The organism is Natrinema sp. 74 (genome assembly GCF_046097095.1).
Lineage (GTDB): Archaea > Halobacteriota > Halobacteria > Halobacteriales > Natrialbaceae > Natrinema.
Genome location: NZ_CP175698.1, coordinates 2,405,323 through 2,421,862, shown reverse-complemented (window position 1 = coordinate 2,421,862; position 16,540 = coordinate 2,405,323). Strand labels below are relative to the sequence as shown.

Here is a 16,540-nt window from a genome sequence, read left to right as displayed (position 1 = left end):
GAAAGCGATGCACGCTCCGGTCGAGTGCAGACGAGCGCCCGTTTCTGACAGGTTACAAATACAACTTCAAACACATAATACATAGCATGGTTATTCGACCTCTCGAAAAGAAATCGCAGTGATGCCGATAGAGAGGAATTAGGTCGCGTTTCGTGCCGGTTTTCGTTTCTCCCACCGTTTTCCGACTGAGAACGATAGAATCAGTAGTTGTGACGTAAGTGGGCATATTACGGCCATTTTGAGGGGATTCAGCGATAGATGCAGCCGGGCCACCGTCATAAGATCATATCAAATATGATCTAATGTATACTATTAAATGTATAGCTCTCCGTCGATACCGGTGTAGACGGTCGGAAACAGCACGGAACATCCGCCACGAGCGAATCGAACGCGGAGGCCGGCGGCCGGACTCCGCGTTGCTCGAGCGGCCGCCGAGGGGCGGGCCGTCTCGGTTCGGGGCGGAAACGGAACCGACCGCGTCGTGCGCATGTTTAAATACCAACCTTGCAATACTCGGTGACGTATCAACCGATGGCGTCACGGCCACCCGAACTCGACGGTACCTGTCTGCTCCTTCCGGAGCCCGTTCCGAGTAGCGATCTGTTCGCGACCGTCTCTGACGCCTACGCCGATCTCGCCGACGAATACGGGCCGCGGAACGTCCTCATCTTAAAGCGCCATCCGGCCGGTCTCGAGTGGCTGACCGCGGCGCTTTCGAACGCGACCCTCGAGCGCGGAGGCGGCGGCTCCCGCTCGCCGCGCGTCGAGTCGCTGCCGGAACACGCCTCCAAGACCGTCGAGGAGTTCGATCCGACGCTCGATCGCCTCGAATACGAAGAGCGGATCGAACTCATCTCACTGGTGATCGACGGGGCCAGCCGGGCGGTGCCGGACTATCTCGAGCGCGCCGCGACCCACGAGAGCTTCACCCGCGACGTGGGGCAACTGCTACTCGAGGTGACCCGTCAGCGACGCCGCCTCGACGAGTTCGACGACCCTCACGACTGTCTGGCCTTCCTCTATGCGATGAACGAACGGTTCCACGCAGAACTCGAGGAGCGAGGCTACGTCGAGCGGGCCGACGTGATCCCGCGAGCCGTCGAGCTGCTCGAGGCGGACGCGGACGAACTGTTGACCCGCGTCACGGCTTCCTTCGACGCCGTCCTCGCCGTCGAGTTCGAGGAGTACCGGCGGCTCGACCGGCGCTACCTCGCGGCGCTTTCCGGCGACGCCGATCTCGTCTGTCTCGGCGAGCGCCATGCCAGCGTCGAGCGGACGCGGGTCGAACCGGGCCGCGTCGCGGACAGAGCGCGTGAGGCTGGGCTGACGGTCGAATCGCTCGAGACGAAGGGGCGCGAAACGCCGCCGCATCGGGCGATCACGCGCTTTCTCGCGACGGGCGAGACGCCGACAAGGGCCGCGGACTCGAAAGACGAGACCGCGGGACGCGCCCGCCACATCCGCACCGACACCGCCCGCGAACAGGTCCGGGCAGTCGCCACGGAGATCCAATCGCTTCGCGACCGCCACGGCTGGTCCTACGACGAGTTCGCCGTCGCCGTCCCGCGGATCGAACGCGTCCCCGAGACCAGACGACGGCTCCGCGACGCCGGCGTCCCGACCGCGACGATCGGCACGCCCTCGCTGGCGGAAGACCCCGCGGTGAACGAACTCTACGCCGTTGTCGCGCTTCACTGCGAGCGAGCGCACGATGGTGACGGGCTCGAGGAAGTCGGCCGTATCGATTCCGCACGCGACTCGAGCGATCCGCGAGACGCTCCAGTAGACCGCCTCCGGGCGCGCGTCCCCGACTTCTCGACGGCCCTACTCGCGGAGACCGCCGAGACAAGCGTCCGGCGCTCGCTCGAGCGCTGGATCCGACGTACGGACTTGAAAGGGCGGATCGCCCGCGAGGAGGAGTGGATTGACGCGCGCGAGCAGTACGACGGGATCCGCCGAGTGCTCGAGATCGCGGCGTTCGTCGAGGAGACCGATCTGGTTGGGCCCGATTGGCAGGGGCTTCGCCGGATGCTTCGGCGAACGATCCGGTACGACGCGCCCTACGTCCACGCCGTCGAAACGCAGCCGCCGACCGGCGGCGTCACCGTCTGCGCGGTCGACGACCTGAAGTACGACTCACGGACGGCGGTGTTCCTGCTCGATCTGATCGACGAGACCTATCCGGGCGAGCAGTTTCTCACTCAGTTGTTCCCGTCGGCGTGGCTTCGGGAAATGCCGGCCTATCCCGCGGTGACGGATCCCTCGTTCGAGGCGGTCACCGACACGTTCACGACGGCCGACGACGGCGGCGATCCGTTCGAGACATACCACGCCCAGCGCTCTCGCCGGCGACTCGCACTCGCTTCTCGTGCGGCCGAGCGCGTCCTCTACTGCTGTTCGTACGAACGCGGTGCGGGCGGCCTGCGACGGACCCACGACGAGTCGCGCTACCTGACCCTTCTCGAGTCGACGCCGGGGCTCGCACTCGAGGAGGTCGACGCCCACGCTGATGCGGCGATCCACGGCGAGACCAACGCCGTCGAGGCGCTGCTCGACCAGCCCCGCGGCGAACTCGAGCGGCTGCTCCGAGAGGCCAGCACCGGCGGCGACGCCGACCTCGGCGAGACGGAGGCACTGTTCGAAGAAATCGCGGTCGTCCTCGCGGACGGCGATATCGACGACGACCTCGCCGATGCAGTCCGCTCGCAGTTCGAGTTCGCCGCGGGAGAGGTGATCCGCGATGAGTGACGGTCGTGATGCCGGCTCGAACGCCGTGTCGCTCTCCGTCGACGGGCTCCGAACCGCGCTGCACTGCCCCCGCCGGTACGAGTTCGCTCACGTCGACGGCCTCGAGGGGACCGATGACGACGGCGCGATCGAGGACCGCGTCGACCTGTTGCGGACCGCGATCTGTGACGCGCTCCGGAGCGGCGAGACGGACCCAGAAGAACTCGAAGCCGTCGCCGAGGATCGGCTCTCGAGCCTGTGGCGCGACTACGACGAGGGATTCCATTCCGTCGCTCAGCGCCGCCACGAACGGCGGGTGCTCGAGGCGACGCTTGCTGCCTACGTCGAGCGCGTCGGGGCCGACCACGCCGCGGGGATCGCGCGACTGGACGACGAGGCGACCCGCGGCGAACTCATCGGACCGGGGCTGCCGCTCTCGAGTACGGTCGACGTTCCCAAAACGGAAGCGGCTACCGACGGGACCCTCGAGGCGGGCGCAGCGACGATCGACGCGACGGTCGACTACGTCTACGGCGACGGCTCGTCGATCGTCGGCGTCCGATTCGTCCCGACGCTCGCCCCACTGGGTCGGCTGCGGTACCGTTCCGACTGGGAGGGCGACGTGGCCGACCGCTTTACGGATCATTTCGACGGCGATTCCGACGCGTTCGAGCCGGATCTGGTCGGTGCGCTCTTCGAGACCGCCGTCGTCCTCAACGGGTTGCGCGACCTCCGCGATCGGCTCGCACTCGGCGACCGGACCTGCCGGTACGTCCAGCTCCCGCTGGCCGATCGGTCGACGCTGTCGGTCAACTGGGTCCGAGACGCGGTCGAAACGAGCCTCGAGATCGTCGACCTGACCGACGTCTACGTCGACCATCACACCTTCGGGATGACACACGAACACCGGAACGAGACCGTCGACGGGCGGCTTGCGGCGGTCGCCGCCAACCTCGTTTCGGGGTCGTTCGATCCCACCGACCGGTGGGACCAGATCGAGGCGTATGCGTGCCCGGACTGTGGCTACACCGTCTGCTGTCAGGAGCACATCGCCCGAGAGGTGCGGTTCGATGGCTGAAGAGCCCCGCCGAAACGGCGACGCCGATCTCGCAGCCGCGGCAAACGTCGACCCCAAAGGAAACCAGCACGCCGTCATCGATAGCATGGCTGCCTGTACCTCCGTCGACGCGGGTGCCGGGACCGGCAAGACAACGACGATGCTCGTTCGACTCGAGCGTGCCATCGAGCAGGGCGCGGTCGACCCGGACGACGTCCTCGTGTTGACCTTCGCGAACGAGGCCGCCGCAAGCATTCGGACGGCGGTCGCCGAGCGGCTCGACCCCGACGACGCGGCCGCAATCGACGTCTACACGTACCACTCCGTTTGCTACCGGCTCGTCCGCGAGTACGCCTACTATCTGGGCTACTCACCGGAGTTCGACGTCGTCACCGATCGCACCCGGCGGCGGATCGTCGGCCGCCTGCTCGCCGAAAACGACTACGGCTTCGCGGCCGCGTCGGCCCGCGACGACGGTTCGTCGGCCGATCTCACCGAGTCGGTCGATCGATTCATCCAATCGATGAGCCGGGAGAACGTCACGCCCGACGACCTGCAGTCGAGCCTGCCGCCGGTCCGCACGCTCGAGCTTTGCAGCGAGTTCGTCCTCTGGCTCGAGCGGACCGCTGGCGACGAACTCTCATTCGACAACGAGGCGCTGCGGTACTTCAACCGAGCCGAGCACCTCGAGGCAGCCCGTGAGTCGCTGGTCGATTACGGCAAGCTCCTCGAGTACTGCCGGGAGAAGATCGCGGAGGCACCGGCGGCCTTCCGCGAGGACGACGTGGTTCGAGACGTCGACCGCTATCTGCGGGTGCTCCAGGGCTGCGTGACGAACGCGATCGAGACGCTCTCGCTGGACGACGCGACCACGAAGCACCTCCCGCGGGCGCTGTTCGGCAACGAGATTCGAGGACGAGCGACGGACCGCATCGAACAGACCCCGTTCGGCAGGCTAAAGCACTACGTCGAGTTCCTCCGGCTGTCCCGCCACTATGCGGACGTGTACGCGGACTACCACGCACACCTCGAGGCCGAGCGGGCGCTCGACTTCGACGAACTGGTGCGGACGGCGACCGGCCTGCTCGAGGACGAGGGCGCTGATCCACGGGCCGCGGACGAGTCGAGCGGGCCATCGGCCCGCGAGACGATCGCAGACGAGATCACGGACCAGTGGACGCAGGTCTACTGCGACGAGTTCCAGGACACCGACGAGACCCAGTTCGAGCTCCTGACCGAACTCACGGACGGTCCCGATCGGCCGGACCTGCTCGCGATCGGCGATAAAGACCAGGCGATCTACGGCTGGCGCGGCACCGACCGCGAGGGATTAGACCGGCTGGCCGACGCCTACGACGACCACGAGGGGATCGAACTCGACCTCAATTTCCGCTCGCGACAGGAGATTCTGGACCTGACCAATGCCTGTGACTACGGACCACAATCCTCGAAGACGCTGCGGGAAAACGGGCGGACGCCGGGTACCTACGACGAAGACGATCCCCCGGACCGCGTCGTCAAAGTCGAGAGCGACGAGATCGATCAGTCGACGCCCGAACAGGTCGCAACGACGGTCTCGCGGCTGTTAAACGGCGCGGCCGAGAACGTTCCCCAGCGCTCACTGGGCGATATTGCCGTCATCGTTCGAACCAACCGCCACGCGCAGGCGGTCGCAGACGAGCTCCAGGAGCTACAAATTCCCCACGAGATTTCAGGTTCACCGCGCGGCGAGATCTCGCCCGGGATACAGACCGTACTGTCGTATCTACGCGTTCTCGTCGACCCAGACGCGGACGCCCACCTCCGGCGCGTGCTGCTCTATCGCTATCGGCTCACCGAGGGCGATCTGGCGACGCTCCAGCGGCGCGACGGATCGCTGCGCGATGCGATCGAGACGGTCGATCCGGCGACGGTCGAGCGCTCCGACCGGCTCGAGCAGGCGCGGACTCACCTCGCGAAACTCGAGCGGTTCCGCGACGTCTATCCGCTGTCTGGCTTTATCCGCCGATTCCGGGAACTGACCCGGATCGAGTGGTTCTGTACAGACGAGGAACAGGCCGCGTTCGACCGCCTCGAGCGGTTCGTCGAGGCCTACAACTCCGACGGCGTCGTCCAGTCGCTGTCGACCGGGTTCGTCGACGCGCTCGCGCGAACGCTGCAAAGCGGCGGGAGTGATCGGACTCGCGGCACGCGGTCGGACGACAGCGTCGACGTGATGACGGTCCATCAGGCGAAGGGCCTCGAGTTCGATACCGTCCTCGTCCCCTACCTCTCGGACGAGGAGTGGTGCGTCGACGGCGACTACGCCGAGCGAGCGCGCTACCGGCTGCTCGCCGCGGCGCTCGACGGTGACGTCGACTCTCCGTTACTCGCCGATTTGGCGACCGAGAGGGTCGCCGAGGAGTGGCGGGTGCTCCACGTCGCGCTCACGCGAGCCGAGAACCATCTGTTCCTCTTTGGCTCTGACTACGTGTACGACGCCGACGACGAACTCGCGGCGTCGACCGCCGACGCCTGCCTGGCAAGCGAGATCGAGTGGTCGGTCGCGGGCCGGCGGATGGACCTCTGGTCGTCGCTGACCGAGAGCGTCGAACGGGTGCGCGAGACCTACCCCGAAACCGTCGTCGACCGCACCGACGCGATCGCCGCCTCGGCCGGCCAGCGCCCGGGGACGATCACCTACGACGCCGGCGACGAAGGCCGGACGATCGACTCGCTCGAGACCCACGAGGCCATCGAGACCGTGCATCGGTTAGGGCGGCTGCTCCGCGACGACACGCTGCTGCCAGCGGCCGACGCGGCGAGTCACGGCGGTGAAACCGGCGGGCGCGGTGCGGGCGAGGGATCGACCGTTCGGGTTCCCGGCGGCCGCCGGCCGTCCGCGCTGACGACCGACACCGTCCGCTTCCCGGTCGACGCGCTCGCGAGCGCGACCGATCTCCCGGTCGCGATGCGCCACAGCTACTCCGCGATAGATACTCACGAGACCTGCCCGCGGAAACACTACCTCGATCACGTCGTCCGGGCGATCGACGATCCGCTCGAGGCGACGGGTGCGAACCCGGACAGCGCTGTGATATCGGCGACGGAGTCGAGCGACGGTGAGGCTGCGTCGACCGAAGCGAACGGCGGAATGCCGGCAGCAACCGACGGACCGACGGCGGCCGACGGCGAGCCGACCGACGCGGCGTCGCGACTCGTCGGCACAGTCTTCCACGACGTCGCCGAAGAAGCCTTCCACCGCGAGTATCGCACTCGAGAAGCGTGGCGCGAGGCCGCCCTCCGACAGCTCACCGCGCGCGATCTACTCGCACACCGCGACGCCGTCCTCGCCTGTATCGACCGCTACTTCGAGGCGACCGCGGCCGGGTTCGATCGGCCGGTTGCCGGCTGGGAGTCCCTGGCCGCGGAACTCCCGTTCTCGCTCGAGAACGTCACCGGCGTGACGGGGGACGTGGTCGGCTACGTCGACTCGGTCCGGCGGCTTCCCGACGGCGGCCTCGCCGTCCTCGATTACAAGGCCACCGACGAGCGGATCGACCCCGCGGACGCCGTCCAACTGTCGCTGTATCTTCGGGCCTGCAAAGACCAGTTCGACGAGCCGATCGCGGCCGCCGGCTACGTCTACGTCGGCGAGAGCGGCGGGGACGACGACCATCGCGTCGACCTGTTCGATCCCGCGGACCTGCCGTCATGGGAGGGCGTCCTCGAGTCGCTCGCGGCGATCGATGAGCCGTCGTTTGCTGAGACGACGCCGGGCGAGCACTGCCGGCACTGTCCCCACCGGTCGCTTGGCTGTGGACCGGACGAGTACGCGCCGGCGACGGACGGAGGAAGCGACGACTAGGAGCAGACGGGGTCAGACCGAAGTCGGAGCAAACTCGGGGTACACGACGAGAACGATCCCCGGCGCGAGCAGTACGACGGTGTCGACCGGAGCCGCGATCGGACCGTCGACCATCGTCGAGAGGCCGACGAGCGTGAGTGGGATCCCGACGGCCGTGGTCGCCCGACGTTCCCACGCTGGCACGAGTTCGCGATGGGGTTTATCGGGGTTTTGGAGGAGTTTCGCGACGGCGCGGCCGACGACGAAGAGGACGGTCAGCGTCGCGAAGGAGTGCAGAAGTCCGGAATAGAATCCCATACCGACATCGAGGCTGGTCTCGGCAAGAAGGTTATGGCGGTCGCCGGGACGGGCGATTATCGGCTCCAGTCGAACCGTTCCGGGTCGCGCGCCGCCAGCGCCGTTCGGACCGCGGCGACGTTCTCGGCCACGTCGTGGACGCGCACGATGTCGGCCCCGCGGTCGGCCGCCAGCGCAGTGGCCGCGACGGTCGCCTCGAGACGCTCGCCGGCCTCGCGGCCGACCGTGGCGAACATGGACTTATGGGAGTGACCGAACAGCACCGGACAGCCAAGCGCGTGAAACTCGTCGATCCGATCGAGAATCTCGAAGTTCTCGCTTGCAGACTTGCCGAAGCCGATACCGGGATCGACGATGATCTGCTCGCGATCGAGGCCGGCCTTCTCGGCCAGTAGGACCCGCTCGGAGAGCTGATCGATCACGTCCTCGACGACGTCGTCGTACTCGATGTCGCGGTCGGGCACGACCGGCGCGTCGATGCTGTGCATCACCACCAGTCCCGCGTCGTGGTCGGCGGCGACGAAGCGCATCTCAGGATCCTCGAGCCCCGATACGTCGTTGATGATGTCCGCGCCGGCCTCGAGCGTCGCGTCGGCGACGGCAGCCCGGCGGGTGTCGACCGAAATCCGTGCGTCGAGATCGGCGATCCGTTCGATTACGGGGACGACCCGCTCGAGTTCCTCGTCGACCGAGACGGGGTCCGAACCGGGACGCGTCGATTCCCCGCCAACGTCGATCACGTCCGCGCCGGCGTCGACCATCGCTTCGGCGCGGGCCACCGCATCCTCGAGGGCGGTGTACCGGCCGCCGTCGTGGAAACTGTCGGGCGTGACGTTCAGGATCCCCATCACCGCGGGTCGATCGGTCCGGAAGGAGCCCGAGTCACTTGAGTAAGCGGTCGGACCCGAACGACTCGAGGCGTGGCCGCTCGTCGCTTCGGAGCCGGCGTCGGGTGCCGCCGTCTCGTCGGTTTCGGCTCCGGCCTCGAGTTCGAGCGTGTCGCGAAGTTCCCGGGCGACCGCCGTCAGTCCGTGTGGCCGGGAGCGATCCTCGAGCGTCTCGACGAGGGATTCGAACTGCGCGAGCGTGCCCATCAGCACGGCGTCGACGGCCTCGTCGTTGCGCTCGAGGCCGGAGAGGGCACACTCGCCGCCGAGTCGCAGCAGTTCCTCCTTCAGGACGGTCGCGTGTCCGTCTCGGAGGGCCGTCCTGACGACGCGGTGGACGGCGTCGCCGTCGAGTCGCTCGACAGCGCCCGGAGCGACGTCTGCGCCCTCGAGGGCGTCGCGGGCGTCGGCGAGGTCGCGGACGCGTTTGGGAACGTCTGTGCGGGTCCACCGCGAGCGGGCCTCCGCGACCGCGAACAGCGAACCGGTGACGAGCACGCAGTCATCGCTCCCGGCGGCCTCGAGTGCCGTCGCTAGCGCGTCCTGGACCGCGGCCTCGGTTTGGACCGTCGCGGCACCGGCGTCGGCAAAGGCCTCGGCGAGGACGGCGGGGTCCTCGGCGCGGTCGAGCGTCGGTTCGGTGGTCACGACGGTGTCGGGCGTCGGCAACGCGGCGGCCATCGCGCGGTGATCCTTGTCGTGCATCGCACCGAAGACGAGGGTGAGGTCGTCGTAGTCGTACGTTTCCAGCGTCTCGGCGAGCCCCTCGCAGGCGCCCGGATTGTGCGCGCCGTCTAAGACGACCAGCGGCTCGGTGTCCATCACCTCGAACCGACCCGGCCAGTGAGCGCTTCGCAACCCGCGCTCGAGGTCGGTTTCGGAGACGTCGCCGACCTGCCGGGCGAGAGTGGCGGCAATACCGGCGTTTTCGGCCTGGTGTTCGCCCAGCAAGGGAATCCGCGTCTCGACGGACCAGTCGTCGGCCTCGATCGAGACCGCGGCTTCGGTGTGGTTCGTCCGCCCGCCGTAGGCGACGCGGACGGTCGGTCGGGGCTGGGAGTCATCGGTCCCGTCCGCTTCGTCCGGTCCGGTCGCATCCGTCCCCGCACCGACCGTCACGACGTCGCCGGCCACGTCGCGGACCGCTGTGAGTGCGTCGCCGGCCGTGCCGGTCACCAGCGGTGTGCCGTCCGGGGCGACGTGGGCCTTATCGCGGGCGATCTCCTCGATGGTGTCGCCGAGGATACCCGTGTGCTCTAACGTGACGCTCGTCACCGCGCTGGCGACCGGGTCGACGACGCTCGTCGCGTCGTACTTGCCGCCGATGCCGACCTCGAGGACGGCAATATCGACGTCCTCGCGGCCGAACTGCCACAGTGCCATCGCGGTCATCGTCTCGAAAAAGGTCGGGGACTCGCCGTCGGCGGCCCGTTCGGTGATGTAGTCGAGAACGGCGTCGACGTAGTCGCAGACGGCCGCCCTGGGCATCTTTCGGCCGTCGACCCGAACCCGCTCGCGGAGGTCCTCGAGGTGTGGCGAGGTATAGAGGCCGACGGAGTAGCCGGCCTCCCGCAGGGTCCGCTCGAGCATGCGCGCCGTGCTCCCCTTCCCGTTAGAGCCGGCGACCTGCACGAAATTGATGTCTTCGTGTGGGTTCCCGAGGTGGGCCAGCAGCCGCGCGGTCGACTCCGTCCCCGGTTTCGGGCGGAACCGTCGCAACCCGAAGAGCGCGTCCGCCGCCTCGTGATACTCCATATCGGAACCACAGAGTCCGCCCGCTTTAGGGTGTCGGACTCGGGTTTCGAGCCGCGTCTCGATCGAGGGGTGGCGTTGATAGCGATCGACAGATTGCGCGTTGCACTCGTCGTCAGCCGTCGATCCGCGGTCGCTCGGAGACCGAGTCGCGGCTCACGCGCTCGTCGCCGTCAGCGACAGCTCCAGGCCGACGTGGTCGGTGAGGTAGTTCGGCACTTCCCCGGCGTCGTCGGCGTAGAACTGGTCGGGCGGCGCACGCTCTCGCCAGAAGACGCGGCGATCGATCGCGTCGACGTTCACCTCCATCGCGTGGTCGGCTGTCGGTGCCTCGAGGAAGACGTAGTCGATTCGCTCGCCCGCATCGTCGCGCGGGCAGTACGCCGGCGGTGCATCGTCTGCGTCGAACGCACAGCCGTCGATAATCGCCCCGTCGTTCGTGCCGCCCGGGCCGTTCCCGTGTGCGAGCCACGCGTCGTCCAGTCCGGCGTCCGCCGCGAACGACTCGAGGGCGGCGGCCGCCTCGCCGTCCGGCGCGATGTTGAAATCGCCCGCGACGACGGTCACGTTCTCTGGAGTGGCGTGCTCGGCGACGAACTCGCCCAGTTCGTCGAGTTGCTGGCCGCGCAGTGCCGGGATATCCGCGTCGCCGCCGCTGGCCCACGGAAGGAGCGATCCGGTCACCAGATGCGTCGTGAACAGATCCACCGCTCCGGGTCCGAGGTCCAGTTCGACGTAGGTAGCGCCCTTGCCGACGTGCGCGTCGACGTAGGTCAGGTTATCGGCCGGCTCCGCGTCGTACTCGAGGGTCGCTCGATCGGTGACGTCGACGCTCGAGACGAGGTCCAGCAGGCCAGCGCCTTTCTCCCCGCCGTCGGGTCCCGGGCCCGGAATCGCCTCACCGGACCCCGCGGCGTCGACGTACTCGGTTTCGACCGTCTCTTGTTCGTCGTTAAACACCTCACAGAGCCCGACGATGTCGTATCCCTCCTCGCCGAGCCGCCGGCCGAGTTCGGTCGCCCGTTCTCGGTACTGCGGTTTCGCCGCAACGTTGAGCGAAGAGCCGAGGACGCCCTCGATACCGTCCGTAAGCCACGAGTTTACCCAGAGGAACCGATACGGTGCGGGGCCCGTTTGGCCGGAAACCGCGGTACTCGACGCGCCGAGCGTGACGCCGCCGAGCCCCGCGATACCGGCTTTCAGTACTGTTCGCCGTCGAACCGTCGATGACTGCATGTGATCGGTCATCTCTCCGGAATCGACGACCGGCCGAACGAGCATATACTTATATAATACCAACCACTTATTCAACGTTCGTCAAATAGGAATATATAACAGTAACTGCAACGAGCGCCGATCAGCCGGCGCAGTAACGACGGAAACGGAGCCGCTCGTCAGTACCGGGTTCCGACCGAACGCGGCTCGCGGTGATACCTCAAGCGTGAGCGGTCCGATACCAGAGTCGTCAACGGGAACAGCCAGCCGACGAGCGCCGATTTTGGGCGGGCGTTATGCGCCCTGTAATCCGGACGGCGGTCGGAAGAACAGGCCGTCGAGCATGGCGAGAGTCGCGATGGCGACACCACCGAGGACGGCCCCTTCGAAGGGAAGACCGAGCAATCGGCCGACGAAGACCGCGAGGACGAACGCGGCCGGAATCAGTCCAAGTAGGAGATCGTACCGATCGATCGTCGAAAGCCATTCGGCGAGTCGAGAGCCGGTGTCGATACCAGTGAGGTCTCTCCACACCATCGATTCTCACCTCCAGCACGCTGGTACGGCAGCCACTCACTAAAAACATACGGTGTCTATCGCCATAGATCGGACCTCAGCGCATCTCGGGCCATCTAAGGGTGTGTCAGGAACGTAATCGACTCCAGCGCGCTTCACGCGGGCCGGTTGTGCCGGGGCCGCTGTACCGCGTCCGCGTCGAGTCGGCCGGGGCCGCCGCCGCGAAGACTCGGTTACTCCGCGGGTTGTTCCCGGCGCTTTTCCGCTTCGGGTTCGCGGGTGATATCGAGAAAGGCCTCCTCGAGACTGCGAGCCTCGCCGGTTTCGGCCAGGGACTTGAGCCGGTCAGGATCGTCCTCGGCGACGAGCGTCCCGTCGTGGAGGACGCCGATCTCGTCGGCCAGTTCGTCGACGACCGAGAGGATGTGCGTCGAGAGGAAAATCGTCATCTCCTGGTTGGCCAGTTCGGCGATCGTGTCCCGCATCGTCCGCGCAGCGCGGGGATCGAGCCCGCTCGTGGGTTCGTCGAGGAAAGCGACGGCGGGTTCGTGGAGGACTGCCTGGATAACGCCCACCTTCTGGCGCATCCCCTTCGAATAGTCCTCGATTCGTTTGTTGGCGTCCTCGAGGAGATCGAACCGCTCGAGCAGCGACTCGATGCGCTCGGTCGCCTCGGCCTCGGGGATATCCCGCAGGCCGGCGGCGTACTCGAGTTGTTCCCGGCCGGTGAGTTCGTCGTAGACCGGCGGATCTTCGGGGAGGTAGCCGATATGGGCCGTGACCGACTCGCGGTCGTCGATCGAGTGGCCGGCGATGCGGGCCGTTCCCGACGTGGGGTTCGTCAGCGTCGTCAGCATCCGCATCGTGGTCGTCTTCCCCGCGCCGTTGGGCCCGAGGAAGCCGTAGACCGTCCCGCGCTCGATGTCCATCGTCAGGTCCGACACGGCGATCGTCTCGCCGTATCGCTTCGTCAGGCCGTCGGTTTCGATGGCCGCGGCGTCTACAGGACTCATACGGTTCCTTTCGCCCCGATGTAGTTAAAGGTATGTCATATTCCGCCGCAGCAGCGCCGTCGTTCGTCGCGCGGTCTGGACGGGTTCGGTGCTATGAGAGCGCGCTGCTCGAGCCCCAACGCCGGTCGGACCAGGTGACAGAAATCCAAACAGTTTACTGGCCGCACGACGCGGGTCGAACTATGGACCCCGCACAGTCGCGAAGTGTACTATCGAAACGCGGTGATCGACGATGAGAACCGCGTCAGCGACCATCGCCAGCACGGAACTCCGACGAATAATCCGGAGAGTGGCAGGCAATAAGAAAAAACTACTTGCGATAATCGCGCTCGTCCTGTGCATGTTCGGGCCGCTCACGGCCATTGGACTGCTTATTCTCCCGAAACTCGGTGAGCAAGTGGCGAGCGGGACCGTCACCGCGGCCACCGCCGAGACGGTGACCGACGTCGTGACCGGTGGCGCTGCCCTCTTCTGGCTCCTTCTGATCCTCATAACGGTCATGCGAACGGTCACGTCGGCCGCCGATATCGACGAACCGGCCTTTCTCCTGCTGTCGACGCCGGTTCGGAACACCGTCGTCGGCGCTATCGCGACGGAGATCGGCGTCTTTGCGCTCTGGCTGTTGCCGACCTCGATCCTCTATGCGGCTATGTTCGCGTACGGCGCAGGAACGGTGCTTCCGGTGATCGTCGCGCCAGTGCTTATCGGGCTCATCTTGCTGTCTGCCGTCCCCGTCGGCTTCGTCATCGGCATCTGGATCCATCACCTGCTCACCGTCTACGAACCGGTCGCCCAGTATCGAACCCTGCTGATCGTTGCGTTCTGGATCGCCTACATCGGCGTGTTCATGACCGACAGGATCGAGACGGTCTTCGGACCCCTGTTCACCGCGTTACAATCGAGCCCACTCGGCTGGCCCGGCCACGTGTTGCTACTCGGGATCCCCGGTCTCGAGCCATCGATGACCGGCCTCGCCGGTGCGATCGTCGGTTCTGCGCTCGTGACCGGCTTCGCGATTGCCGTTGCAATTCCCTCCGCACGACAGCATTGGTTCTCGGATCCGGCACGCACCGAAGACGAGGTGATCGAAGAAGAGACGTCGTCCGACCGCCTCTCCGGTCTGCTCTCCGGTGGGGTCTCGCGGCCGGTTCGGACCGTGACAGTGACCGCGATCCGTCGGACGAAGCGCGCACCGATTCGGCTCGCCTACGCTGCCTATCCGCTGTTCGGCGTCGTCGGGTTCGCCCGACAGATCATCGAGAGCGGGACGGTCCCGTCGTTTGTGGCCGTGTTGTTCTGTCTATACGTCGTCTGGGCCGCCGGCGTGCTGTTTACGCTCAACCCGCTTGGCGATCTTGGGCCGGCCCTGCCGGCCGTGCTGACCTCGACGCTCACCGGCCGGCAGGCGATCCGCGGCCGCATTCTCGCCAGTACGCTCGTCGGCGTCCCGTTCGCGCTCGTCGCCTCACTAGCGTTCGGCCTCGCAAGCCCGCTCTCGCTCGAGCGAACCGCCGTGCTGGTCGCCGGCACCACCGTCGGGGCCGTCGTCACGCCGGCACTGGCGGCCGGTGTCGGCACGGCGTTTCCCCGCTTTGACAGCGTCAACGTCACGAACAACCGCGAGGCAGTGATGCCGAGCAAGACGTCCTTCGTCGTCTACACGCTCGCAATCGCGTTGCCCGCCGTCGCAGCGATCGTCCTCTACCTTGAGGCCCCCGAACTGATCGCGAGCCTCTTGTCGTCGCTTTCCGGGTGGACGCCGCTGCCGTCGATAACGGTCCCCGAACGCGCGATCACGATCGGTGCCTGGACCGTCCTGATCGGCGGGCTACTCGCACCGGTCATCTCCTATCGCTACGCGGTCGAGCAATTCGACTGGTACGCCCTCGAGTGAGACGAGGTCGGGCCCGTCGCGGACGGACTGGCAACGGTCATCGGTCGTCGATCCACGTCCCCTGGACGTAGCGCTCGACCGAGAGCGGTTCGGCGGTGGGCGCGTCCATCGAGAGCGATGTCGTGTTCGCCGTCGAATTCGTGCTGTTCCCGTCGGTGGTCTCGGTCGTGTTCCCGTCGGTGGTCTCGGTCGTGTTCCCGTCGGTGGTCTCGGTCGTGTTCCCGTCGGTGGTCTCGGTCGTGTTCCCATCGGTGGTCTCGGTCGTGTTCCCATCGGCCGGCCGTTCGACGATGGTGCCTCCATCGCCGACCGCGACGTCGTACGACGTTCCCTTCGAGACGCCGCGGAGCTTCGATTTGACCACGGGCTGGTACTGTCGCCACTGGCCCGCTGACTGGCGCTCGAACAGCGTCCCACCGTCGCCGGCCGCCAGCCCGGCGGTCCCGTCGCGGTCGACGGCACGGACGGCCCGACGCTTATTGTCAACGACGTGTGGCGTCCAGCGGAAGCCGTCGTAGCGGTAGATGATTCCGGAGCCGGCGGCGACGTTGACATCTTTCGGCCCGCGGCTGGCGATGTCGAAGAACGCGCCGCCCGCGAAGTCGATTCCGATTCGCTCCCACGTGCTCCCGCCGTCGGCCGTCTTCGCGACGAACTGGCTCGTGCTACAGACGTGGCCCACCTTTCGCGAGTGAAAGTCGATACCGGGAATCGTCGAGCCACCGCCGGGCTTGATAACGTCTCTATACTTCAGCGCGCCGCTGTCTTGACGAACGCCGACTAGCAACTCGCCGGAGCCGTTGACGAAGTAGAGGCGCTCGTTCTCGCCGGCCGTGCCTCGCACGGCGCAGTCTTCCCACGTACTCGTCTTCCCCTTCGGTGCGGAGTAGTTCGTCAGCGTCTTCGTCTCGACGTTGTACTCGCCGATGACGCCGCTGCCGCCGACGAACCAGACCGCTTTACCGTCGTCGGTTGCGTCGATCCCGGTCAGTCGGCGGCTCCGGGCCTGCGGGCCGTAGGAGACGACCGTCTGCCAGCCGTCGTCTCGTCGCGCGAGAACGTTCCCGTCGGCGCCGGCCGCGAACGGCCCTGCGGCGGTGTCGACGGCGTCGTTGAGCGCCTTTCCGGTCGGCGATTCGGCCTGCTGCCACCCGCTTTCGTTCGATTGTGCGGAAACAGCCGAGCCGATCGTGAGCGCGCCGGCGGCGGTCGATGCGGTCGCGAGCCGAAGGACGTCGCGTCTGGTCTGTTCGGACATGAGTCGCGACCCGGGGTAACGCTCGAGCGCCTATAAGGACCAACAGTATTCTATATAGCTACAACGAGAACAGGTGG

At 66.7% G+C, this 16,540-nt stretch carries 10 protein-coding genes; 4 read left to right on the top strand and 6 right to left on the bottom strand.

The annotated features are described in order from the left end of the window. The first annotated feature begins 531 nt into the window (after nucleotides 1-531). The 3 genes from ACJ70B_RS11965 to ACJ70B_RS11955 are packed head-to-tail and all read left to right on the top strand — an operon-like array spanning nucleotide 532 to nucleotide 7,631. Entirely contained in the window at nucleotides 532-2,748 is a 2,217-nt protein-coding gene (locus tag ACJ70B_RS11965; protein WP_408957219.1) for a hypothetical protein, read from the top strand. Further along, nucleotides 2,741-3,805: a hypothetical protein gene (locus ACJ70B_RS11960; RefSeq protein ID WP_408957218.1), complete on the top strand. Its 1,065-nt coding sequence runs from the start codon at nucleotides 2,741-2,743 to the stop codon at nucleotides 3,803-3,805. The genes ACJ70B_RS11965 and ACJ70B_RS11960 overlap by 8 nt, the downstream gene beginning before the upstream one ends. Further along, a complete protein-coding gene (locus tag ACJ70B_RS11955) occupies nucleotides 3,798-7,631 on the top strand; it encodes a UvrD-helicase domain-containing protein (RefSeq protein ID WP_408957217.1) in 3,834 nt (1,277 codons plus the stop codon). The genes ACJ70B_RS11960 and ACJ70B_RS11955 overlap by 8 nt, the downstream gene beginning before the upstream one ends. Nucleotides 7,632-7,643: 12 nt before the next feature. Here the strand turns inward: ACJ70B_RS11955 and ACJ70B_RS11950 are convergent, their stop codons facing one another. The 5 genes from ACJ70B_RS11950 to ACJ70B_RS11930 all read right to left on the bottom strand — a co-directional run bounded on the left by ACJ70B_RS11950 (nucleotide 7,644) and on the right by ACJ70B_RS11930 (nucleotide 13,311). Continuing rightward, the gene (locus ACJ70B_RS11950; protein ID WP_408957216.1) at nucleotides 7,644-7,928 is read right to left on the bottom strand and encodes a hypothetical protein; all 285 of its coding nucleotides are present in this window, start codon (nucleotides 7,926-7,928) and stop codon (nucleotides 7,644-7,646) included. Nucleotides 7,929-7,984: 56 nt separating this feature from the next. Beyond that, nucleotides 7,985-10,570 carry a dihydropteroate synthase gene (gene folP, locus ACJ70B_RS11945; protein ID WP_408957215.1) on the bottom strand — a complete coding sequence of 862 codons (2,586 nt, stop codon included), beginning with the start codon at nucleotides 10,568-10,570 and terminating at the stop codon, nucleotides 7,985-7,987. Nucleotides 10,571-10,723: 153 nt separating this feature from the next. Beyond that, nucleotides 10,724-11,848 (bottom strand): endonuclease/exonuclease/phosphatase family protein, encoded by a 1,125-nt coding sequence (locus ACJ70B_RS11940; RefSeq protein ID WP_408957214.1) that lies wholly within the window; start codon nucleotides 11,846-11,848, stop codon nucleotides 10,724-10,726. A 228-nt stretch (nucleotides 11,849-12,076) separates the two neighbouring features. Further along, nucleotides 12,077-12,319 (bottom strand): hypothetical protein, encoded by a 243-nt coding sequence (locus tag ACJ70B_RS11935; protein ID WP_408957213.1) that lies wholly within the window; start codon nucleotides 12,317-12,319, stop codon nucleotides 12,077-12,079. Between the two features lie 212 nt (nucleotides 12,320-12,531). Further along, nucleotides 12,532-13,311: an ABC transporter ATP-binding protein gene (locus ACJ70B_RS11930; protein WP_408957212.1), complete on the bottom strand. Its 780-nt coding sequence runs from the start codon at nucleotides 13,309-13,311 to the stop codon at nucleotides 12,532-12,534. Nucleotides 13,312-13,543: 232 nt separating this feature from the next. Between ACJ70B_RS11930 and ACJ70B_RS11925 the strand changes: the two genes are divergently transcribed. Continuing rightward, complete coding sequence (locus ACJ70B_RS11925) at nucleotides 13,544-15,205, top strand: hypothetical protein (RefSeq protein ID WP_408957211.1); 1,662 nt, start codon at nucleotides 13,544-13,546, stop codon at nucleotides 15,203-15,205. 37 nt (nucleotides 15,206-15,242) lie between these two features. Here ACJ70B_RS11925 and ACJ70B_RS11920 read toward each other — a convergent pair whose 3' ends face one another. Next, a complete protein-coding gene (locus ACJ70B_RS11920) occupies nucleotides 15,243-16,463 on the bottom strand; it encodes a WD40/YVTN/BNR-like repeat-containing protein (protein WP_408957210.1) in 1,221 nt (406 codons plus the stop codon). Nucleotides 16,464-16,540: the final 77 nt, after the last annotated feature.

Bases quoted from the DNA above. Each gene is read 5' to 3' on its own strand.
- ACJ70B_RS11950 (WP_408957216.1), bottom strand. From the start codon at position 7,928: ATGGGATTCTATTCCGGACTTCTGCACTCCTTCGCGACGCTGACCGTC.
- ACJ70B_RS11925 (WP_408957211.1), top strand. From the start codon at position 13,544: ATGAGAACCGCGTCAGCGACCATCGCCAGCACGGAACTCCGACGAATA.
- ACJ70B_RS11955 (WP_408957217.1), top strand. From the start codon at position 3,798: ATGGCTGAAGAGCCCCGCCGAAACGGCGACGCCGATCTCGCAGCCGCG.
- ACJ70B_RS11960 (WP_408957218.1), top strand. From the start codon at position 2,741: ATGAGTGACGGTCGTGATGCCGGCTCGAACGCCGTGTCGCTCTCCGTC.
- ACJ70B_RS11920 (WP_408957210.1), bottom strand. From the start codon at position 16,463: ATGTCCGAACAGACCAGACGCGACGTCCTTCGGCTCGCGACCGCATCG.
- ACJ70B_RS11940 (WP_408957214.1), bottom strand. From the start codon at position 11,848: ATGCTCGTTCGGCCGGTCGTCGATTCCGGAGAGATGACCGATCACATG.
- ACJ70B_RS11965 (WP_408957219.1), top strand. From the start codon at position 532: ATGGCGTCACGGCCACCCGAACTCGACGGTACCTGTCTGCTCCTTCCG.
- ACJ70B_RS11930 (WP_408957212.1), bottom strand. From the start codon at position 13,311: ATGAGTCCTGTAGACGCCGCGGCCATCGAAACCGACGGCCTGACGAAG.
- ACJ70B_RS11935 (WP_408957213.1), bottom strand. From the start codon at position 12,319: ATGGTGTGGAGAGACCTCACTGGTATCGACACCGGCTCTCGACTCGCC.
- folP (WP_408957215.1), bottom strand. From the start codon at position 10,570: ATGGAGTATCACGAGGCGGCGGACGCGCTCTTCGGGTTGCGACGGTTC.